Here is a 21,231-nt window from a genome sequence, read left to right as displayed (position 1 = left end):
CGAGGCCTTCGCGAGCCAGGGCCTCGCCACGCTGCGCGCGCTTGGCATTGCCGATGACGATGCGCGGGTGAACCCGAACGGCGGCGCGATCGCCCTTGGCCATCCGCTTGGCATGTCCGGCGCGCGGATCACCGGCACGGCGGCGCTCGAGCTGCTGAAGACCGGCGGCAGGCGCTCGCTCTCCACCATGTGCATCGGCGTCGGTCAGGGCATCGCCATCGCCCTCGAACGGGTCTGAGACCGGCGCATCGAGCAGCCGCCACCAACCGATTTTGCAACTCGTGGCGGCATTCTTGTGCAACTCTGTCCACGCATGGTTCACATCGTGGCTCCAGTCGCTTGGACCAAGCGCATGAGGAAGCGGATACCCGCCCGCCGCCGCACGACGAACTGGTGTCCAGCTCGCGCGCCATTGGGGCGCCATTGCTGGTGGGGATGGCCCCACCAGCGGCATCGCATTGTGCCAGGGCGGGTCTGGATACAGCCGCCCGAAAGGAGCCATCCATGGAACATGCCTGTCACGATCGGTCCTGATCTGGCCAGGAATGTCTTCGAGGTTCACGGCGTCGACGAGGCCGGCAGAGTTGTTTGCCACCCGCAGCTACGGCACGCACAGCGGCCGCTGTTCTTCTCGCGGCTGGATCCGTGCCTCGTCGGCATGGAAGCCTGCGCGGGATCGAAGAGGTCACGGCGCGGAGTGGCGAAATGCAGGCCGGCGATGCACTCGCCCGCCGGCTGGCGACGGTGCCCGGGGTGGACGACAGCATCAAACGGTGGACGGCCAAGCGCAAGACGACGGTGGCGAAAGCCAGCCGGTCGTTCGACCTGGCGCCCCCGGAGATCGAGGGCTGGGGCGAGGACGCCAGGCAAGGCGCGGAGAATTCCCCACGCGCGCCCCCTCTCGATATCCGCGAACAATACGAGACGCAGTTGAAGGACCGGCAGGCCTGCGGCGAGGCAATACTGGAGCTGCGTGCCCGAAAAAAGCTGCTGGCCCTCACCCACCCGATACCGCCGCGCCATGATGCCCGTTTCATCAAGGTCCTCGACGGTGACATGCCGAGGTGGCGCAGTGTCCGCGACGAGTGCAATCGCGATCCGCTTGCCGCGCGGGATACCGCACGGCAGCGAACCTGCGGGGCAAAAAAGGGGGGCGGACGCCAGATCGGGCGAACCAGAGGGTGCATGAGCACCAGGCTGCACGCTGTTGCCGAGGCGCAGCGGAGCGTTCGGCGACCGGGCCATGCCGTGCCGCGGCACGCGGATCATGGCGCCGAGCGTCGGAAGAGCGGCTCTCTCCGTGGCCTGGAACGAGGGATCCGGAAGCGTTTCCTGCGTCGCATCGGTTTCGGAATGTCGTGGCCCCGGACTGCCCCGCAGTGGACGACAGGGCTGCGGGGAATATTTCCCCATAATCACGACCAATTTTGACGTGATTATTCCATTGCAAACACGACAAAGATTGTCGTAATTTCATGGGCAGGCGAATGGGTCAGGACCGGCCCTGTCTTCCGGGGCCGGTCCGGCCTGACGCAGCCTTCCTTCCCGGCGCCCGAAGACCTCGGCGCCCCCTTGAAACCGGCGGAGTATCGAAGATGTCCAGACAGCTTCCCCTCGACGATGGCCACACCCCGCGGACCGCGCCCCGCCCGGGCCGGTCCCCGCTTTCCCGGCGCGGACGGAAGGGGGGGCACCATGCGTGATTTCCCCCTCGACCGGATCGACCGGAAGATCCTCGACCAGTTGATGCGCGACACCACATTGCCCGTCGCGCAGCTTGGCGAACGCGTCGGCCTGTCCCAGACGCCCTGCTGGAAGCGCGTGCAGAAGCTCGAGGCGGCCGGGATCATCACCGGTCGCGTGGCCCTCGTCGATCCCGAGAAGATCGGCCTCGGCCTCACCGTCTTCGTCGAGATCGAGGCCTCGGACCACAGCCCCGAATGGCGCAGCCGGTTTCGCGACACGATCCCGAAATTCGACGCGATCGTCGAGGTCTACCGGATGGCCGGCGACATCGACTACCAGCTCAAGGTGATCGTGCCGAGCATGGCCGATTACGACCGCTTCTATCTGGAGTTCACCCGCGCCCTGCCGTGCCGGAACGTGACCTCGAAATTCGCGATGGAGACCGTGCAGTCGACGACGGCGCTGCCGATCGACACCGTGACCCCCTGAGCCTTCGTCGCTGCTTCCGGCGGGAGAAGATCCTTCTCGAAACCGGCAGAAGTTTGGAATCGAAATACACGATTAACTTGGTAGTCTTTATGGGAAAGGAGATCCGAAATGATCAGAACGCTTCTCGTTCCGGGCCTTGACGGCTCCCCTGCCCCGCATTGGCAGCACTGGTGGGCGGCCACCGATCCGACGGCGATGATCGTCGAGCAGCACTCGTGGTCCGCGCCGATGCCCGAGGCCTGGTTCACCGAGATCGCGGCGGCGACGCTGATCCACCCCGGCGCGGTTCTGGTCGGCCATTCGCTCGGCGCCATCGCCATCGCCAACCTGCTGTCCAGCTGGCCTCAGGTGAAGGTCGCCGGCGCGTTGCTTGTCGCCCCCGCCGATCCGTCGAGATGCGCGCGCATCGCACATTTCGGCACCGTCGCGCAGCATCCTCTCGGCACCAAGGTGCTGGTCGCGGCCAGCCGCAACGATCCGTGGATGGAGCAGACCCAGGCTCGCGCCCTCGCCCGCAGCTGGGGCGCCGAGTTCGTCGACATGGGCGATGCCGGGCATATCAACGTCGAGTCCGGCCATGGCCCCTGGGCCGAGGGCAAGGCCCTGCGCGACATGCTCTGGCCGCCGCTTGGCCGTCTGCCGCGGGCAGCCTCTGTCCCCATCCTCGCCGATCAGGAGGCCCTCCGATGATCTCGCTGGCGCCCCGTCTCGCACCGCGCCCCTCGCCGCGGACCGTCGTCTTCGTCCTGTGCTACCTCGGGCTTTTCGCCCTCGGCATGCAGTGGTGATCCAGCCAGAAGGAGTTTTCGCATGTATTTCTGTTATCCCCATGATCCGGGACTTCTCCTCTTCACCCAAGGCGAGCCGCAGGAGGCCCGCCTCTCGGCGCCGATGCACGCCGCGCTGGCGATGTCGGTCGCGGCCGCGCTGCTCGCGCTTGCCTGTTTCGCCGGGGCGGCGTGATGGACGGCGGGGCGGGCTCCGGCATGTTCGGGCGGCCGCAGGTCCTGGTGATCGGTGGCGGCGCGAGCGGCGTTCTGATGGCGGCGCATCTGCTGCGCCGGGCCGATGTGCAGATCGAGGTCACGCTCCTCGAACGCACCGGACAGCCCGGCCGCGGCATCGCCTATGACACCGACGATCCCGACCATCTGCTGAACACGCGGGTGGCGCAGATGAGCGCCTTTCCCGACGCACCCGCCGATTTCGAGCGCTGGCTGCAGACCGGGGGGCGGCGGGTCTCGGGCGCGGATTTCGTCGATCGCGGCACCTATGGCCGCTACCTCGAAAGCCTGCTTGCCCCCTGGCGCCGCGGACCCGACGCGCGGCGGCTGACTTCGGTGCAGGCCGAATGCCTGCGACTGAGCGAGACCGCCGAGGGCGTCAGCGCCACGCTTGACGATGGCCGCGTCCTGCGGGCGGATTGCGCCATTCTGGCGACGGGGCATGCGGTGCCCGCGGCCCCGCCCCGTCCGCTGCGCGGAGCGTGGGATTTCACCCCGCCCGATGATCCGATGGCGACCGTGGCGATCATCGGCACCGGCCTGAGCATGGTCGACCATGTCGCCACGCTCCTGCGCGGCGGACACCGCGGCCCGATCTATTGCCTGTCGCGACGCGGCCTGCTGCCGCAAGAGCATGCCGCGACGCCCTCCTCCCCCTGTTTCCCTCCGCAGATCCCCCTCGGCGCCCCGGTCAGCCAGACGCTGCACTGGTTGCGCGGCCTCGTGCGCCTGGCCGAGGCGCAGGGCGGAAGCTGGCGCGATGCGGTCGACGCCATCCGACCCCGGGTCGCGCAGATCTGGCAGAGCTGGCCGCAGGCCGAGCGCGCGCGCTTCCTGCGCCATGCCGCCTCCTGGTGGGAGGTGCACCGCCACCGCATGCCGCCCGCCTCGGCCGAACGCATCTTCCGCGCCACTGCCAGCGGTCAGTTGCGGATCCTGCGCGGCAGCTTCGTCGCGGCACAGGAACAGCCGGACCGGCGGATCGTCCTGGCGATCGCGCCGCGGCGGGGCGACAGCCCGGATCGGCTGGTTGCCGACCACGTGATCGACTGCCGCGGCATCCGGCGCGACCCGGCCCGGCACGCGGCCCCGGTGATCCGCGACCTTCTGGCGCGCGGCGCGGCGCGGCTCGATCCGCTCGGGCTCGGGCTCGACACGACGCCCGCGGCGCGGGTGATCGACACGCAGGGCGCAGTGTCGGCGCGGGTCTTCGCCATCGGCCCGGCCGCGCGCGGCGCACTGTGGGAGATCACCGCGGTTCCCGACATCCGCGAACAGACCAGTGCCCTCGCGCAGACCTGCTGCGCGCAGCCCGAAACCACGCTTGCCGCAGGAGAGTGAGTTTCTCCCGACTTTCCCGTCTTCGCCCCCCGCAAAAGGACCGCCTGCCCATGACCCAGCAACAGACCAATCCGTCCGGCCCCCCGGTGCTCGAGGTTCTTCCGCTCACCCCGATCATCGGCGCAGAGATCCGCGGTCTCCGTCTTTCGGCAGACCTGCCCGCGCCCGCGATCGCCGCACTCAGGACGCTGATCGCACGCCACAAGGTCGTGTTCCTTCGCCAACAGGAGCATCTCGACGATGCCGCCCAGACGGCTTTTGCACGACAGCTCGGCGATCTCGTCCGACATCCGCCCCAGCATGACGCGCAGACAAGCCCGGCCCTGTTCGAAGAGGTCTCTGCGCATGACGGGCGCGCCGGGCAGTGGCACAGCACCGCAACCTTCCTGCCCGCCTACCCGAAATATACGGTGCTGCGCGGCGTGGTGATCCCGCCGACCGGCGGCGACACGATCTGGGCGAACACCACGGCCGCCTACCAATCCCTGCCGCCGGCCCTGAAGCGCCTCGCCGAGTCCCTGCGTGCGGTGCACAGCAATGCCGATGACGATGCCACGCGGCTGCCGAGCGCGAGCGGGGCCGAAAACACCGATTGCGCCGGGCACCTGGGCGGAACGACCTTCCAGACCGAGCACCCGGTGGTGCGCCTGCATCCGGAAACGGGCGAGCAGTCCCTTCTTCTGGGCAGTTTCGTGAGGCGCATTCCGGGCCTGTCGCGCGCCGACACGCGGCATATCCATGGCCTTTTCCAGGGCTTCATCACGGCACCTGAAAACACCGTGCGCTGGCGCTGGCAGGCCGGTGATGTCGTGATCTGCGACAACCGCGCGACCCAACATGTCGACGTCGACGACTACGGCGAGGCGCTTCGCATCCTGCGCCGGGTTACCGTCGACGGGGACATCCCCGTGGGAGTCGACGGCCGCAAGAGCATCGCGATCGCCGGACCCGATCCCGACAGATCAAGCCTTGCACCCCCCGATCATCCGGACGACGGTGCCACCGGTTGCGAGGTCCACAGGACGATCGCCCGGACCGCCGGGTGTGGCGTGTTCGATGTCCCTTTCGTGACCGACGGGCGCGTCGCCCAGTTTTCGGGGAGCGTTCCATGACAGGTCTGCCACGGCGACACGGATCGCGGCCCGGCCTGCAGCAGATTTCCCGCTGCGCCTAAAGGCCGAAACGCTGTTTCTCGCGTCGCGAACGGGTTTTCGCGGCCGGCTGCGGCCGCTCTGGCCGCTCGGCGCGATCTCTTTGATCTCGTTCCCTGCAGAGGTCTCGCAGATCTCCGGCGCGTCGTGGATCGAGAGGATGCCCGCGCGCCCCGACCCGGGCGAACCAGCGCCGGAAGGCGTGGCGGCTGATCCGCGCGCAGGCGAAGACGAACGGCGAGATCGAGAGCGATGCAAGCATCCTGGCCGTCGAAGATCTGGACGAAGACGGCGGGCGGCGCGCCCCCACGCCATCCCTTCCGCTTGAAACGGGACGCATGGAGCCCCTCAAATCATGGACGCTTATGCTGCAGCGGCGTTTGCCGGAAGATTGGCGACCCCACCAGAAGCAAGACAACCGCGCGTTTTCAACCGGCTGCGGCGTAAAGCAGGCGAAACGGCATAGACGCGAAATCAATGACTTACAGGTTTCCGTGTAAACGCTTCTGATGCAGCTTTCGTCGCGGTCTCAGGTCGCACGACGCCGGTGCACCTGCGTTCACCCTTGGCAAGATGACCACTGAAAGGAGCACACCAAGACCGCGCTGCAAGGGCCGGTCCATCCCGGTGAGATCCTGAAGCACGAATTCCTGGACGAAATGGGGATCAGCGCCGGCAAGCTCGCGAAGCACATCCATGTCCCCCGCACCCGGATCGAGCGTCTGTGCGAGGAAAAGACCTCGATGACCATCGACACGGCGATGCGCCTGTCCCGAGCGCTCGGGACCACGCCCGAGTTCTGGATGAACCTTCAGATGAACTATGACCTGCTGACCCGCGGGCCGGATGACCTCGGCGACATCCGGCCGCTTCTGGGGGCGTGAGCCCATGCCGACCGAACGCTGATCTGTCCCCGGGCGTCGGCAACGCGAGGCGCAGGCAGTTCATGCGGCGGCGCGGTGAAACCGCTTGATTTTCCAGCAGGATGCGCACAAAAATTCATTACAGATTTCTTGTGGAATTCAGATGACGTTATCGGGCTTTGTGACAGACAGCCGCTCCGCTTGGGGCAAGTCCGCAGCCCGTGGCGCCGAAACCCATCATCTGGTTCATCATTCCGCTGATGTGGCCGCGGTGTTCCTCACCCTGCTGGATCAACCTCATTGGCGCGCGCGGGCAGAGGCCGCAGTGGGGCGCGTCCTTTCGGCACATGAAATGCGCTGTCTTGGCGCCTTGGTCTTCCTGCACGACATCGGCAAGCTCGCCCCCGGGTTTCAGGCGAAGGCGTGGCCCGAGGGGCATGGCCTCACGCTGCGCGGGCATCTGGAATGCGGCTGGCTCTGGGCCAATCTGCCCCGCCAGGATGCGCTGGCGGGCGCGATTGTGCACCTCGCGCGATGGCCCGGAATGGGGGAATGGCTGGCCGCACTTTTTGCCCATCATGGGCGCCCCGTGCCGAAACCGGGGAGCGGCAAGGCGAGCGAGGCGTTTCCGCTGCTCCCCGGGTATGATTGGCAGGCGGAGGAAGCCGTTCTTGGCAAAGCCCTGCTGCACTGGTTTCCCGAAATCGCCACGGCAGCCCCACCGCCGCCCGCACCGACCTTCCTGCATTTCTTCTGCGGCCTGCTCACGCTCGCCGACTGGGTCGGATCGGATCGGCGCGCCTTTCCCTTCGAGGCGCAGTTCCGACCGAACTATTGGCAAACCGCGCAGGAGCGCGCCGAGGCACGGGTGGCGGCGATCGAACTCGGCTCCAGCCCGCCACTGCGCGGCCCCGCAGGCTGGGGGCTGATCTCGGATTACCCTGCGCCCCGCCCCGCCCAACAGGCGCTCGGCGCGCTGCCGACAGAGGAACGCCTGATCCTGCTCGAGGCAGAAACCGGCGCCGGAAAGACCGAAGCCGCGCTGTGGCGTTTCGCGGCGCTGCTCGAGGCGGGCGAAGTCGATGCACTCTACTTCGCGGTGCCGACCCGCGCTGCCGCGCGGCAACTGCATAGCCGCATCAACCTTGCCCTGAGGCGAATGTTCGATGTTGCCCCAGAAGCGGTTCTGGCTATCCCGGGCCAGGCGGTGGCAGGGGAAGCCGTCGGCACGCGCCTTCCCGATTTCAATGTTCTCTGGGATGACGGCGAGAAGAACCCGGCCCGTTGGGCCGCGGAGCATTCTGCCCGATACCTTGCGGCCCGTGTTGCGGTCGGCACCGTGGATCAGGTCGCGCTCGGCGGGTTGCAGGTCAAGTTTGCCCATCTGCGCGGCACGGCGCTGTCGCGCGCCCTGCTGGTCATCGACGAGGTGCATGCCTCTGATCCTTACATGACCGAAACCCAGGGCGCGTTGGTGCGCAGCCATCTGGCGCTTGGCGGTCATGTCCTGCTGATGTCGGCCACGCTGGGCGCAGCGGCCCGACGCAAATGGAGAAGCGAGCCCCAGGGCGATCTGGCGGCAGATGCCGCGCTGCCTTACCCGGCCGTCTGGACCTCCTGGGGGCTGCACCCGGTCGTCGCAGACCCCGATGGTGCAAAGACCGTGCAGGTGACCGCGCACGACGGCTGGTCCGGCGCCGACGCCGCCCAACTCGCCATCGAGGCCGCCCGACACGGCGCGCGCGTTCTGGTGATCCGCAACACCGTTGCCCGGGCGCAGGAAACCTTCGCCGCTTGCCGAGACCACGCACCCGACCTTCTGCTTGCGGTCAACGAGATCCCGACGTTGCATCACAGCCGCTTTGCCGTTGAGGATCGGGCGCTTCTCGATGACGCGGTCGAGCGAGCCATCGGCAAGGTCAGCCCCCTCGGCGGGCGCATCGTGATCGGGACGCAGACCCTGGAGCAGTCACTTGACCTCTGCGCGGATCTGCTGATCACCGATCTGTGCCCGATGGACGTGCTCTTGCAGCGGATTGGGCGGCTGCACCGCCACAGGCGCCCTCGTCCCGACGGCTTTGCCGCAGCCCGCGCCGTGATCTTGCGCCCCGAGGACGGGCTCGATCCGCTGACCCACAGGGCCGACAACGGGCTGGGTGCCTTCGAGAACGGCCCGAGCCTGTCGGGCGTCTATGTCGACGTGCCGGGACTCGCGGCGACGCTCGATCAGATCATCGAGCATCCGGTCTGGCAGATTCCCGCGATGAACCGCGCGCTCGTCGAGGCCGCCACCCACCCGCAGGCACTCGAGCGGATTGCCGAGGCGCATGGCTGGCAGTCCTATCGCATGCGCGTCACCGGAAAGGCACTGGCCGAGATGCAGACGGCCGGGCTCTGCGTGCTCGACCGCGCGGCACCGATGCTGATGCCGAACGGGCGCGTGCGGTGTTTCCCCGATGACGAGAATATCCGCACCCGCCTTGGGGAGTCGGGCGTGGTGCTGACACTGCCGGAAAGCACTGTGGGGGCCTTCGGCCGCCCTATCACCCGGCTGGCCTTGCCGGCACACTGGTCGCGCGGGTTGACGGGAGATGAGATCGTATCGGTCACACCCGGCCAGCCCGTCACGATCACCGTTTCCGACAGGGCATTCATTTACGGCCCGGAGGGGCTGCGACAAGGAGGGGGAAATGACGCTTGATCTGCTGCGGGAACCACTGATCCAGACCGATACGGACTGGTTCAGCCTGCCCGGACTGCTCGCCGCGATGGCGCGGGGCGAGGTGCAGGCCTTTCCCGCGCTGCGCCCCCACCAGCGCCCGGCCTGGCACATGTTTCTGGTGCAGTTGTCGGTGATGGCGCTCGACGCTGCCGGGCGACGCGACCTGCCGACAGAGGACGAGGACTGGCGCGCGGCCTTGCGGGCGCTCACTCCAGACTTTCCCAAGGATGAGCCGTGGCAACTGATCGGCACCGATCGCGGCCAGCCGGCCTTCCTTCAGCCCCCTGATCCAGGGGGGCTGAAATGGTCTGCCGTCGCAACACCGGACGCGCTCGACATGCTGATCACCTCGCGCAATCACGATGTGAAGCGCGAGATCGCGCATGAGGCGGCACCGCAGGACTGGATTTTCGCGCTGGTCAGCCTGCAGACCATGGAGGGGTTCGGCGGCGCCGGCAACTATGGCATCGCCCGGATGAATGGCGGTTCCTCCTCGCGCGTTCTTCTCGGGCTGGCCCCGACCCGCCCCGGCACGGCCGTAGTCGATCCTTCGGCCTGGTGGGCGCGTGATGTCGCGCGCCTGCTTGAGACCCGCCATGGCATCGACGGCAATACGCTGCTCTGGCAAGCTCCCTGGCCCGAGGGGCGGATGCTGGATCTTGCGCAGCTTGACCCGCTGTTCATCGAGGTCTGCCGGCGCATCCGCCTCGTTGAACGAGACGGCACGATCGGCGCCGAGCGCAGCACCTCAAAGGCAGCGCGGATTGCGGGGAAAGAGGCCAAGGGGAACACGGGTGACCCCTGGGCACCGGTTCACGTCACCGAAGGCAAGAGCCTGACGCTCAGCGATCAGGACTGGACACACGAGCTTCTGGTGCGCCTGCTGTTCAGCAGGACGCCCGAATGGGCCCCGCCACCGCTGGCGGTCCTGCATGCCAGCGAGGCGACCGAGCCGATGCTTCTGGTGGCCGAGGCCTTTGCACGGGGCAACTCCAAGACCGATGGCTTCAAGTCGCGCGTTGTCCCGGTCCCCGTGGCGATGGTGGGCAAGCTTTTCGGAGCAGAGCCCGTCCCCGTGGCGGAAGAACTGCTCGAGGAGATCGCCTCGGTCGATCTGGCACTGCGCAACGCCCTTGCGCTTGTTGCCGCGGGTGGTGACCGCGACAAGGTGGCAAAGCCGCACTACGTGCGCAGCCAACCGGCCCGCGCTTCGCTCCGGCGGCGGGCGGACGAGCTGTTCTTTCTCCAGCTCTGGGCGCGCATGGCCGTCACCACGGATGACGGTTTCGCTCCGCTGCGCCGGGGCTTTCTTGAAACCCTTTCCCGCATCGCACGGGACGAATTCGCTCGTGCGCTTCCGGCGATCCCTTGCGCCACGCTGATGCGGCCCCGGGCCGAAGCCCGCGGCCGGCTGGCACTGGAACGCGGATTGCGAAACGCGATGCGCAAGCTGACAGCAGAGGAGGACACTCATGTCGACGCCTGACAGTGAAACCGGCCGCCGGGCGCTCGCCATCGCCGCGGCGCTGGCCGCGGCCGATCCGGGCGACAAGGCCGAAGCGCGGCGCATGGGGCCTGCAGGCGGAGCGCTGTTCTGGCGGCAGGTGTCCCGGCTGGCGATCCCGCAGGCGCAGGAACCCGCGTGGCGGCTGTTCACCCGCCTCGTGGCCCTGATGACGCCCGCGAGCCGCGAGCGTTCAATCCATGATGACAAGCGGCCTCTGGGGGCGGCGCTGGCCGAGGCGGGGCTCAGCGAACAGCGTCTTGCCAGGTTGATCGCGGCCCGTGGGAGCGCGCGCGACGATGCGCTCGAACGCGCGATCCGGATGATGGCCCGCAAGGTTTCCGGCGTCGATGTGACTGATCTGGCCAGCACAATTCTCTGGCCGGAGAACACCAGCCGCCTTGCCCGCACCTATTACCAACAGATTGACCATTCGAAACCCGAGGAACCCCAAAATGTCTGACCCGCGTTTCCTGCAAATCCACTTCCTGGCGCCCTATACCGCCGCCCTGCTGAACCGCGACGATTCCGGTCTGGCCAAGCGCCTCCCTTACGGTGGCAGGCTGCGCACCCGGGTCAGCTCGCAATGCCTGAAGCGCCACTGGCGCCTGGCCGACGACCCGCACAGCCTGCGTCGCATTGCTGGCGCGGACGAGGCCTATCGCTCGCGCGAGACAGTGGACCGCAAGGTCTTCGACGAATGGGCGGAAGGGCATGACGAAGCGGTGCTGAAACCGGTCCGCGAGGCGATGCTGACCGCCGTCTACGGCGACAAGGGCACGGAGAAGAAATCCCGGCAGACCCTGCTTCTGGGCGCGGTCGAAGTGGCCTATCTCAGGGCCGAGGCACAGCGGCTGGTGGCCGAGGCGGCCGGCGACGCCAAACGCGCGGCCGAACTCGCGAAGGAATGGCACAAGGCCCACAAGGCCAATCTGAAGGCCCTCAGCGAAGGCGCTAAACTGCCCGGCGGCCTGACCGGCGCGCTCTTCGGACGCATGGTTACCTCGGATCCGAAGGCCAATATCGACGCGCCCGTCCACGTCGCCCATGCCTTCACCGTGCACGCCGAGGAGGCCGAGAGCGATTACTTCATCGCCGCCGATGATCTCGCACGCGACGAGGATACCGGCGCCGACACCATTCAGGAAACCGAGCTGACCTCGGGCCTCTTCTATGGCTATGTCGTGGTCGACCTGCCCGGCCTTCTCGACAATCTGGGGGGAGATGCGCGCCTGGCCGGAGAGGTGCTGCACAACCTGCTCTATCTGATCGCCGAGGTCTCGCCCGGCGCCAAGCTCGGCTCGACGGCGCCTTACTCCCGCGCCGCATTCATGCTGGTCGAGGCTGGTGACCGTCAACCCCGCTCCCTCGCCGAGGCTTTCCGCACAGCTTGCCCCGCGAACACCTCCGTCGCCGTGGGCAAGCTTGCCGATCACCTGGCCGCATTGGACGCTGCCTATTCCACCGGCGAGACCCGGCGCGTGATGTCGCTGACCAATGCCGAGATCCCCGGAGCGAAGCGCGGCACGCTCGCCGATCTGGCGGCCTTCGCCAAGGGCCTGCCCGAGCAGCTGACCGGGCCCGCGGCATGACGGAGCGCTGGCTGCATCTGCACCTGAGAGCACCGCTGATGTCCTTCGGCGGTGTGGCGATCGACCATGTCGGCCCAACCCGCGATTTTCCGTCCGCCTCGGCACTGACCGGGCTGCTGGCGAATGCGCTTGGCTGGCGCCGTGAAGAAGGCGCCCGGCATCAGGCGCTTCAGGACCGCCTTGTTTTCGGCGCCCTGATCGCGGCCCAGGGACGGCTGCTGACCGACAGCCAGAATGCCAAGCTCGAGGCGAATGACCGGGGCTGGACAACCTGGGGGCGCCCGGATGAACGTGCGGGCGCCACCTATGACAGCCCGCATCGCCGTCGGCGCGAGTATCTGGCCGATCACGACTGCCACGTTGTCCTGCAGCTGCGCCCCGGCGACGGTCCCGACCTCGATGCGGTGGCCGAGGCGCTGGAACGCCCTGCCCGACCGCTCTTCATCGGCCGCAAACCCTGCCTCCCCTCTGCCCCGCTTTTTGCGGGCTGGATCGAAGGGGAGGACGCCCACGCCGCGCTCCTTGCTCTCGGCATGCCGGGACGGGCGCTGTGGCCGATGTCCGGTGCAGGAAACACAAGCGACCTCGCCGATCTGCGCAACTGGGTCAGCGGCCTGCATGGCGGCAGCCGCCAGGTCTGCGAAGGGACTTTGCCATGAGCCTGCATCTGATCGAGCTGCCACTGTCGTTGCAGGCCCTGCACCGCTGGGCCGGGACGCGTTCGCTTGCCGCCCCCTTCGACGAAGGTCTTGCGCTGCATCATCTGCTCGGCGAGGCCTTCGGCCCGGCCGCGCTGCAACCGTTTCGCCTGATGGTCGCGCCGCGGGCACAAACCGGCACGCTTTATGCCTATGCCGGCGTGACTGCGGAGGACCTGCGGCGACAGGCGCTTTCGGTCCTGACCCCGGCCCACGCCGAGGTGATCGACCTTGACCGGCTGCGCAGCCTGCCGCGTCCCGCTGAGGGCTGGACCGAAGGTCAGCGCCTCGGCTTCGACCTGCGTCTTCGCCCCGTGGTCAGGCTCGCCTCCGCGCTCGCAGGAACCGGCGAGAACGGCGAGGACATCAGCTTCCGCAAGGGCGCGGAGATCGATGCCTTCCTCGCCGCCGCGCTGCGCGGCGAGACGGCATCGCGCGAGGATGTCTACCTGGGTTGGCTTGCCGAACGTCTCGCCCCGGCGGCGACGCTGGATCTGGCCGCGACCCGGCTCGCCAGTTTCCGCCGCACCCGCATTCTGCGCAATGGCAAGCGGCTCGAGGGGCCGGATGCTCTGGTGCATGGCACCTTGACGATCACCGACCCTGCGGCCTTCGCCGAACTGCTGGGACGCGGCATCGGCCGACATCGCAGCTATGGCTACGGCATGCTGTTGCTTCGGCCGCCGCAACGGGGACGCTGATGCTGAAGGGACGCCTCGGCCTCGACAGTGCAAAGGTGCCCTATGCGGATCGGGCCGGGTGCCTCTACCTTGCCCGCGGCGCCCTGACAGCCCGTGACGGGACGCTCGCCTTCGAGCAAGGCGACAGCACCCCGGCAGATGCGCTCGTGCCCGGCGACTATGCCATTCCGCTGCAGGGGGTCTCGATCATCCTGCTCGGCCCGGGCTCGACCGTCAGCCATGATGCGCTGCGCCTGCTTGCGCACGCGCGAACGGCCCTTGCGGCCGTCGGCGAGGATGGCGTGCGTCTCTACACCGCGCCACCGCTGATCCCCGATCGTTCCGGCCTGGCGCGGCTTCAGGCCCGGATCTGGGCGGACGACGACCTGCGCGTCATGACCGCGCGCCGGATGTATGCCCTACGCCTGGGCGAGGTCTTCCCCCATGCCGATCTCGATGTGCTGCGCGGCATCGAGGGCGCGCGGATGAAAGAAACCTATGCGCTGCAGGCCCGGCTGATCGGAGTGAAATGGCAGGGGCGCCGCTACGACCGCGGCAATCCGATGGCCGCCGATCTGCCGAACCAGGCCCTGAACCACGCGTCCAGCGCCGTCGAGGCCGCAGCCGCCATCGCCGTCTGTGCCACCGCCACCATCCCGCAGCTCGGCTTCATCCATGAGGATCCGGGGCAAAGCTTCGTTCTGGATGTGGCCGACCTCTATCGCGACAGTCTGACGATCCCTTGCGCCTTCAAGGCCGCGAAGCTCGTGACCGAGCGCCCGTCAGAGAACATCGAGAGAGTGACGCGCCGGATGACCGGAGCAGCCCTCGCCAAGCAGGCGATCATCCCCGAGATGATCGAGCGCATCAAGGCCCTGATCGAAGGCCGAGGCCCCTGATGCCGCTGACCATGATCGTCACCCGCGACGTCGAGATGCGGTATCGCGGTTTCCTGACCTCGGTCATGCTGGAAGTCTCGCCCGGGGTCTATGTCGCTCCGGAAATGTCCGCCGCCGTGAGAGGCCGCGTGTGGTCGGTGATGACCGATTGGTGGACCGCACTCGGTCGCGGCTCGCTGACGATGGTGTGGCGCGATACCAAGGCGCCCGGAAATCTCCGCATCGAGACATTGGGCGAACCACCAAAGACAATCGTTGACGCGGACGGCATTTTACTCGTTAAACGAAAGTAGCCGGCAAGAAACTCGCCTTCTGTTCTTTGAAATCGTTATGACTTCAGTGCTTTAGGCCTGAGAGGCTCCCCCGCACCCGCGGGGATAGACCCAGGCCGAGGCCGCGTATGCAGTTGAGCGTGCCGGCTCCCCCGCACCCGCGGGGATAGACCCATCTGGCCGGGATTGCCGGGCGTAGGTGCTTGGGCTCCCCCGCACCCGCGGGGATAGACCCGTCTGTCTGCAGCAATCGGAGTCGTATGGAACGGCTCCCCCGCACCCGCGGGGATAGACCCCACCTCTGGGATCTGACCGTCACGACCGGATCGGCTCCCCCGCACCCGCGGGGATAGACCCGCCGCATTTTCGGCATTCCGCACGGCCGTGAAGGCTCCCCCGCACCCGCGGGGATAGACCCGGCTCCCGCAAGAAGCGCCGCCGCTCCGGCATGGCTCCCCCGCACCCGCGGGGATAGACCCGAGTTCCGATGGCGACGACACGCCATCGAAACGGCTCCCCCGCACCCGCGGGGATAGACCCTGCGGATTGCTATCCACGAGCGCCCGCATCTGGGCTCCCCCGCACCCGCGGGGATAGACCCGGGCACGGCTTAAGTTCATGCTCGCTCATGCGGGCTCCCCCGCACCCGCGGGGATAGACCCATCACCAGTGAGCTACCGCTTGGGGTGCAATAGGCTCCCCCGCACCCGCGGGGATAGACCCGGCCCGCAGATCCCGTCATCGACCAGTCCGGCGGCTCCCCCGCACCCGCGGGGATAGACCCCAGGACCAACAGTCCCCCGGACCAACAGTCCCGGCTCCCCCGCACCCGCGGGGATAGACCCCGCTGCAGGCTGGGCCGACCTCGGACTGACCAGGCTCCCCCGCACCCGCGGGGATAGACCCGTCGATGGCATGACGAAGCAGATCGACAGCCGGGCTCCCCCGCACCCGCGGGGATAGACCCAGAGAGACCGACCGTTGCCGATCAAGCTCGCGGGCTCCCCCGCACCCGCGGGGATAGACCCGAGCGATTTTCGCCAGTCTGGCGAAAAATCGCGGCTCCCCCGCACCCGCGGGGATAGACCCCTGACGGATGAGCAGGCCGCAGAAATCAGGTCGGCTCCCCCGCACCCGCGGGGATAGACCTCAGCGGGCAGTGTTCGATACGTTCTACGAGGAGGCTCCCCCGCACCCGCGGGGATAGACCCCACCGCCCGCGAAGGTAGCATGAACTGGATGGGGCTCCCCCGCACCCGCGGGGATAGACCCCCCAGACTCTGGGGATGCGGTCGCCCTCTGTCGGCTCCCCCGCACCCGCGGGGATAGACCCCAGAGTCAGAAGCTACTAGCGTAGCTGTGCGCGGCTCCCCCGCACCCGCGGGGATAGACCCGGGCTGCTGTTGCGGTTTTCCATTTTCTCTCTGGCTCCCCCGCACCCGCGGGGATAGACCCTGGCATCGCAGATCTTGGATTGGCTCAGCGCGGGCTCCCCCGCACCCGCGGGGATAGACCCGTCACGAAGCCGTAGGGCCACAGCGACCAGTTGGCTCCCCCGCACCCGCGGGGATAGACCCCTCCCGCTCAGCAAGCGCGGCAGCGGCAGCATGGCTCCCCCGCACCCGCGGGGATAGACCCTCAAACCGTGTCCGTTCTGTGGTGGCGCCAACGGCTCCCCCGCACCCGCGGGGATAGACCCAGGCGCCTAGTGGGCATATCAGACCGGGCGTCGGCTCCCCCGCACCCGCGGGGATAGACCCATCGCGCGCGGGATCTATCTCGGCGAGGAATGGGCTCCCCCGCACCCGCGGGGATAGACCCACGCCGATGGCGGCACGGATCCAGCAGGTGATGGCTCCCCCGCACCCGCGGGGATAGACCTTCATCGAGGATCTGCACCGGGAAATCGAGCGTGGCTCCCCCGCACCCGCGGGGATAGACCTTCGCGCGCGGACCTGCGGGCGGTTGCGGCTGGGGCTCCCCCGCACCCGCGGGGATAGACCGCGGACATACTCGCCGTTGGCGTTGCTGCCGCGGGCTCCCCCGCACCCGCGGGGATAGACCCTCATGTGCGGAAAGCGGCATCCCCTAATGCCGGGCTCCCCCGCACCCGCGGGGATAGACCTCATGCGCTGGCCTTCCTCGGCGCCAACTTCGAGGCTCCCCCGCACCCGCGGGGATAGACCCTTATTGCGCACAAAGCTCGTGATGACGGTTCCGGCTCCCCCGCACCCGCGGGGATAGACCCTGATGGCTGATTTGCCCGCCCCCGTGCTGGCCGGCTCCCCCGCACCCGCGGGGATAGACCTGCCCCACGCATACATGGCGCGGACCGCCTTGAGGCTCCCCCGCACCCGCGGGGATAGACCCTCCGAACGATGCGACCACGCTCGATGGGATCGGGCTCCCCCGCACCCGCGGGGATAGACCCTCGTTCGGGCTGTGGTGGATGATCGCATGCGGGGCTCCCCCGCACCCGCGGGGATAGACCCGGCCAGACGATCCGCTGACCGCCATCTGTGCCGGCTCCCCCGCACCCGCGGGGATAGACCCTCGACCAGATGCCCGACGCGCCCGCCGCTGCCGGCTCCCCCGCACCCGCGGGGATAGACCCGGCTGGCACGCATTGCCAACGCGCAGCTCACCGGCTCCCCCGCACCCGCGGGGATAGACCCGGCAGCGCGAATACGACGGGCCTGCGAAATATGGCTCCCCCGCACCCGCGGGGATAGACCCCGGTAACGACGCCATCGGGATGCGCGCCATCAGGCTCCCCCGCACCCGCGGGGATAGACCCCACGCCGGCGAGGTCACGGTGGTGATCGACGGGGCTCCCCCGCACCCGCGGGGATAGACCCGCCATGAGGATCTTGGCGCGGGTGTCGATTGCGGCTCCCCCGCACCCGCGGGGATAGACCCGGGTATTGCGGCAGCGTCGCCGGATAGATGACGGCTCCCCCGCACCCGCGGGGATAGACCTTATCGCTGGACCGGCTGCTCTTTCCGCCGACGGGCTCCCCCGCACCCGCGGGGATAGACCCACGACCCCAGAAAAAATCGTGACCAATAGGAGGCTCCCCCGCACCCGCGGGGATAGACCCCTACGACGAAGCTGTCGCCGCGGCCAAACGCGGGCTCCCCCGCACCCGCGGGGATAGACCCGGACTGGCCGTAGGCGGGCGCGGCGAAAAACCGGCTCCCCCGCACCCGCGGGGATAGACCCCCCTGCACGGTCCCGGTCGAATCTAGATAGCGGGCTCCCCCGCACCCGCGGGGATAGACCCCTCCTTCTTCATGTCGATCTGGGCGCGCTCGAGGCTCCCCCGCACCCGCGGGGATAGACCCATGACGGCCGCGGCGCTCTACCCGACAGACGTGGCTCCCCCGCACCCGCGGGGATAGACCCTGCATACAGGAACAAGGGATGCGGCGCCCCACGGCTCCCCCGCACCCGCGGGGATAGACCCAGGCTGTCCAGGGCGGGAATTTTCTGCACCCTGGCTCCCCCGCACCCGCGGGGATAGACCCGCCCTCGACGAGCTTCGTGAGCGCCTGCGCGCGGCTCCCCCGCACCCGCGGGGATAGACCCCCCGGCTGTTGCGCGGCCCGATATGGTCCACGGGCTCCCCCGCACCCGCGGGGATAGACCCTGGATCCTCGGCATGCAGCGCCGCGCGCCGCAGGCTCCCCCGCACCCGCGGGGATAGACCCCGCATCATCATGCCCGACGGTCGCGACATCGCGGCTACCCCGCACCCGCGGGGATAGACCCCGGGGCATCACGCTCGCGACCTATCGGCGCTAGGCTCCCCCGCACCCGCGGGGATAGACCCGCCCCCTCGGGGATCGTTCTGCACTTGGGCCGGGCTCCCTCGCACCCGCGGGTACAGACCCGATGTGGTGAGCATGTCGTCGCAGCTTGATGCGGCTCTCCCGCGCCTGCGGGGATTAAAGTGAATTCTCATACTCTCTCCCGCCTGCCCCTGACCGCGCGCCAGATCTGCTCGGGCCAGCGCAGCGGGCTGTCGAGCAGCAGCGCAACGGCGAAGGCGAGGATCAGCCAGGGCGGGCTGGAGCCCTCGACCACCACGCTCTCGACGCGGCCCGCGCGCACGGCATTGGCGTCGGCCGATTGCACGACGTCACGGCCGGCGCTGGCAGTGCGGATTGCCTGATCGCGCTGCGTGCTGGTGCCCAGCGTCTGCGCTGCGGTGCGCGCGGCCTGCCCGTTCGCGGCGACCTTCGGGCCGCTCAGCAGCCCGGGCAGCGCGCCACAGGCGCCAAGCGCGAGGCAGAGCGCCAGCGCGCCCCCTGCCCGCCTCACAGCCCGCTCAGGCACAGGTCGCGCTCCGCCTCCCGCCGGCGCACGAGGCCGCGCACCACCTGCCCGCCTGCCTTGTTCCAGAGCCGCAGCGCGTCGCAGGCGCCGCGCAGATCGCCCGCCCGGGCCCGGCGCGCCATGCTCGAGCCACAGAACGCGCCGGAGCCGATGTTGTAGGCGGCCGAGACGAAGGCCGCGCGGGTCTCGCGCGACAGATCGGCCGGCAGACACGGCCGGATCTCGCGCTCGAACTGCGCGATGCGCACCGCCAGACGGCTGTCGCATTCGGCCGGCGTCGCCACCTGCCCGGGCCGCACGTTCTGCGTGTCCCCGTCGCAGATCGTCCAGACGCCGACGATATCGCGGTACGCGCGCAACTCGCGCCCCTCGAAGGGAGAGATGACCGCCGCAGCAAGCGCCAGCACCGCGCCGAGCCCCGCCACCGTGCGCCGGCCCGCGGCGCCGTTCTCGTCGAGGCAGAAGGCCCGGCCCCGGCGCCACTTGCGGATCAGCAGCGCGAGGTTCACCACCGCGATCAGCAAGCCCACGATCGGCACCAGCTGCGAGGCGAAGGTCGAGGCGCTCTCGAGCGAAGGCCACCACACCGGGAAGGTGATTGCCCCCGGGATCGTCCCCCATCCGGCCCGCGTCGCGATTTGATCCAGCTTGTCAGTCGTCACTGTCCTGCCCCTTTCCGGCAATAAAAAAACCCGCCGGCGGCGGGTGCATCTTCATGGGTTGTCTTGATCGCGCGTCAGTCGGCGGGGGCATCGTGCGGCGGCAGGGGCACGGGGCCGTCCGCGGTCACCGTGATCGGCGCCGGGAAGCGGGTCGCCTCGGGGGCCTCGGCGCCATGCGGCAAGATCAGGGTAAGCGCGATCTCGCCGCTCTCGCGCCGAACGATGTCCGAGGCAATCCAGTCGCAGCCCGCCTCGGCGCGCGGCAGGGTCCCGCCCGGCGGGAGCGTGGCAAGGTCGAGCGGCGCACCATTCAGCACCAGCACATCGCCGGTGACGGAAACCACCAGTACATCGTCGCGCCGCATCGGGCTCAGGGTGATCTGGAACATGAGAAATCCTTTCGGTCAGGCCCAACGGCCGCGGATGGTCAGATCGACCGGTTTCGAAACGCGCGCGCCGGACAGATCCCAGCAGGACAGGTCAAGCCCGCTCAGGGTCCGGTTAGAGATGGTCACCACGCACGGGGTCGCGGAGTTGACCGCAGGCGCGCAGCGGTAGGTGGTGGCCGCGAAGGCGGCGGGAAATGTCACCGTGACCGGCCCGCTCGCGCTGCTGGTGACGAGCATGGTGCAGACCTGCGCCCCGCTCGCCTGGCGCTCGTAGTCGCCGGCTGCGTTGGTGTTGGTCTCGAAGAGCGCGCCGGTGGGCACACCCGCCGCCTGCCCGACCGTGCCGAGGACATTGCCGCTGTCATAGAGGCGGCGCCACGGGCCCCAGGAGGTGGTGGAGTAGCTCTTGCGGATCCAGGTCTGCCCGTTGTTGGGCGTCGCATAGATCTGCGTCGTCTGGTTCAGGGTCGGCCGCAGCACGAGCACACCGTCGCCGACGGTCGCCCCGGTGGGCAGCGTGCCGAGCGTGGTCGCGCTCGAGACCGACCAGAACCCCTGCGGGATGTCGTATCTGTCGATATTGTCGAGCGCCGGGCTAAACGTCGCCCCGAGCCCCATCCAGCCCGGGGTGAGCAGGCGCCCCGCCGTCGTGTCGGCGGCGGATTGCACCACGGCGGTGCCACTCAGGAGCCCGGTGAGCTGCAGGCCGGCGGCGGTGATCCGCGCCCGCTCGACCCCGCCGGTCGCCAGGCCGATGGCATTGGCGCCGGTGCGGAACAGCCCGGTATCGCCGTCCCCGACAAAGGAGAGCCCGGGCGCGGCGGCCGAACCCGTGGGGATGAACAGCGGGAACCCGTCGCCATACTTGTTGACCTCTGCCACGAGGGCGTTGAGATCCGCCACCAGCGTCGCGATGTAGGCCACAAGTGCATCGGCGCGG

At 68.7% G+C, this 21,231-nt stretch carries 18 protein-coding genes, 2 pseudogenes and 1 CRISPR repeat array; of the genes and pseudogenes, 16 read left to right on the top strand and 4 right to left on the bottom strand.

What is annotated here, in order from left to right:
• The 16 genes and pseudogenes from DYS74_RS17755 to cas2e all read left to right on the top strand — a co-directional run.
• Positions 1 to 238 (top strand): annotated as a pseudogene (locus DYS74_RS17755) (3-oxoadipyl-CoA thiolase); the annotation flags it as partial.
• Positions 239 to 1,137: 899 nt separating this feature from the next.
• Positions 1,138 to 1,221, top strand: a pseudogene (locus DYS74_RS18995) (IS5/IS1182 family transposase); the annotation flags it as partial.
• A 474-nt stretch (positions 1,222 to 1,695) separates the two neighbouring features.
• Positions 1,696 to 2,175 (top strand): Lrp/AsnC family transcriptional regulator, encoded by a 480-nt coding sequence (locus DYS74_RS17745; RefSeq protein ID WP_121534962.1) that lies wholly within the window; start codon positions 1,696 to 1,698, stop codon positions 2,173 to 2,175.
• A gap of 108 nt (positions 2,176 to 2,283) precedes the next feature.
• Positions 2,284 to 2,865, top strand: a complete 582-nt coding sequence (locus tag DYS74_RS17740; protein WP_121534961.1) for an RBBP9/YdeN family alpha/beta hydrolase — start codon at positions 2,284 to 2,286, stop codon at positions 2,863 to 2,865.
• 120 nt (positions 2,866 to 2,985) lie between these two features.
• On the top strand, positions 2,986 to 3,138 hold the full coding sequence (locus DYS74_RS18740) for a hypothetical protein (RefSeq protein WP_183077583.1): 153 nt from the start codon (positions 2,986 to 2,988) through the stop codon (positions 3,136 to 3,138).
• Positions 3,138 to 4,520, top strand: coding sequence for an FAD/NAD(P)-binding protein (locus DYS74_RS17735; protein ID WP_245965329.1), 1,383 nt, complete (start codon positions 3,138 to 3,140; stop codon positions 4,518 to 4,520). Before DYS74_RS18740 ends, DYS74_RS17735 begins: the two co-directional genes overlap by 1 nt.
• Positions 4,521 to 4,570: 50 nt before the next feature.
• Positions 4,571 to 5,632 carry a TauD/TfdA dioxygenase family protein gene (locus tag DYS74_RS17730; RefSeq protein ID WP_121534960.1) on the top strand — a complete coding sequence of 354 codons (1,062 nt, stop codon included), beginning with the start codon at positions 4,571 to 4,573 and terminating at the stop codon, positions 5,630 to 5,632.
• 644 nt (positions 5,633 to 6,276) lie between these two features.
• Complete coding sequence (locus tag DYS74_RS17725; RefSeq protein WP_121534959.1) at positions 6,277 to 6,555, top strand: HigA family addiction module antitoxin; 279 nt, start codon at positions 6,277 to 6,279, stop codon at positions 6,553 to 6,555.
• 85 nt (positions 6,556 to 6,640) lie between these two features.
• Positions 6,641 to 9,235 carry a CRISPR-associated helicase Cas3' gene (gene cas3 / locus DYS74_RS17720; RefSeq protein WP_147435535.1) on the top strand — a complete coding sequence of 865 codons (2,595 nt, stop codon included), beginning with the start codon at positions 6,641 to 6,643 and terminating at the stop codon, positions 9,233 to 9,235.
• Positions 9,225 to 10,742, top strand: a complete 1,518-nt coding sequence (locus tag DYS74_RS17715) for a CRISPR-associated protein Cse1 (protein WP_183077582.1) — start codon at positions 9,225 to 9,227, stop codon at positions 10,740 to 10,742. The genes cas3 and DYS74_RS17715 overlap by 11 nt, the downstream gene beginning before the upstream one ends.
• A complete protein-coding gene (gene casB, locus DYS74_RS17710) occupies positions 10,729 to 11,223 on the top strand; it encodes a type I-E CRISPR-associated protein Cse2/CasB (RefSeq protein ID WP_121534957.1) in 495 nt (164 codons plus the stop codon). The genes DYS74_RS17715 and casB overlap by 14 nt, the downstream gene beginning before the upstream one ends.
• Positions 11,216 to 12,352 carry a type I-E CRISPR-associated protein Cas7/Cse4/CasC gene (gene cas7e / locus DYS74_RS17705; RefSeq protein WP_121534956.1) on the top strand — a complete coding sequence of 379 codons (1,137 nt, stop codon included), beginning with the start codon at positions 11,216 to 11,218 and terminating at the stop codon, positions 12,350 to 12,352. The genes casB and cas7e overlap by 8 nt, the downstream gene beginning before the upstream one ends.
• On the top strand, positions 12,349 to 13,011 hold the full coding sequence (gene cas5e / locus DYS74_RS17700; RefSeq protein WP_121534955.1) for a type I-E CRISPR-associated protein Cas5/CasD: 663 nt from the start codon (positions 12,349 to 12,351) through the stop codon (positions 13,009 to 13,011). Before cas7e ends, cas5e begins: the two co-directional genes overlap by 4 nt.
• Complete coding sequence (locus tag DYS74_RS17695) at positions 13,008 to 13,751, top strand: type I-E CRISPR-associated protein Cas6/Cse3/CasE (RefSeq protein ID WP_121534954.1); 744 nt, start codon at positions 13,008 to 13,010, stop codon at positions 13,749 to 13,751. The genes cas5e and DYS74_RS17695 overlap by 4 nt, the downstream gene beginning before the upstream one ends.
• Complete coding sequence (gene cas1e / locus DYS74_RS17690; RefSeq protein WP_121534953.1) at positions 13,751 to 14,629, top strand: type I-E CRISPR-associated endonuclease Cas1e; 879 nt, start codon at positions 13,751 to 13,753, stop codon at positions 14,627 to 14,629. The genes DYS74_RS17695 and cas1e overlap by 1 nt, the downstream gene beginning before the upstream one ends.
• Entirely contained in the window at positions 14,629 to 14,922 is a 294-nt protein-coding gene (gene cas2e / locus DYS74_RS17685) for a type I-E CRISPR-associated endoribonuclease Cas2e (RefSeq protein ID WP_121534952.1), read from the top strand. The genes cas1e and cas2e overlap by 1 nt, the downstream gene beginning before the upstream one ends.
• A 63-nt stretch (positions 14,923 to 14,985) precedes the next feature.
• Positions 14,986 to 18,795: a CRISPR direct-repeat array (repeat unit 29 nt; unit sequence GGCTCCCCCGCACCCGCGGGGATAGACCC).
• 67 nt (positions 18,796 to 18,862) lie between these two features.
• Here cas2e and DYS74_RS17680 read toward each other — a convergent pair.
• The 4 genes from DYS74_RS17680 to DYS74_RS18735 form a co-directional block, all read right to left on the bottom strand.
• A complete protein-coding gene (locus DYS74_RS17680) occupies positions 18,863 to 19,225 on the bottom strand; it encodes a bacteriophage spanin2 family protein (protein WP_121534951.1) in 363 nt (120 codons plus the stop codon).
• Positions 19,222 to 19,902, bottom strand: coding sequence for a lysozyme (locus tag DYS74_RS17675; protein ID WP_220668875.1), 681 nt, complete (start codon positions 19,900 to 19,902; stop codon positions 19,222 to 19,224). Before DYS74_RS17675 ends, DYS74_RS17680 begins: the two co-directional genes overlap by 4 nt.
• Positions 19,903 to 19,976: 74 nt before the next feature.
• Entirely contained in the window at positions 19,977 to 20,291 is a 315-nt protein-coding gene (locus DYS74_RS17670; RefSeq protein ID WP_121534950.1) for a hypothetical protein, read from the bottom strand.
• Between the two features lie 15 nt (positions 20,292 to 20,306).
• Positions 20,307 to 21,231 (bottom strand): pyocin knob domain-containing protein (locus tag DYS74_RS18735; protein WP_220668874.1); only part of this gene is annotated, 925 nt, incomplete at its 5' end.

Origin of the sequence: Paenirhodobacter hankyongi, assembly GCF_003664585.1 — a bacterium.
Classification (GTDB): Bacteria; Pseudomonadota; Alphaproteobacteria; order Rhodobacterales; family Rhodobacteraceae; genus Rhodobacter; species Rhodobacter hankyongi.
The sequence above is the reverse complement of the archived record's forward strand: the minus strand, read 5'-3'. Positions and strand labels throughout refer to the sequence as shown.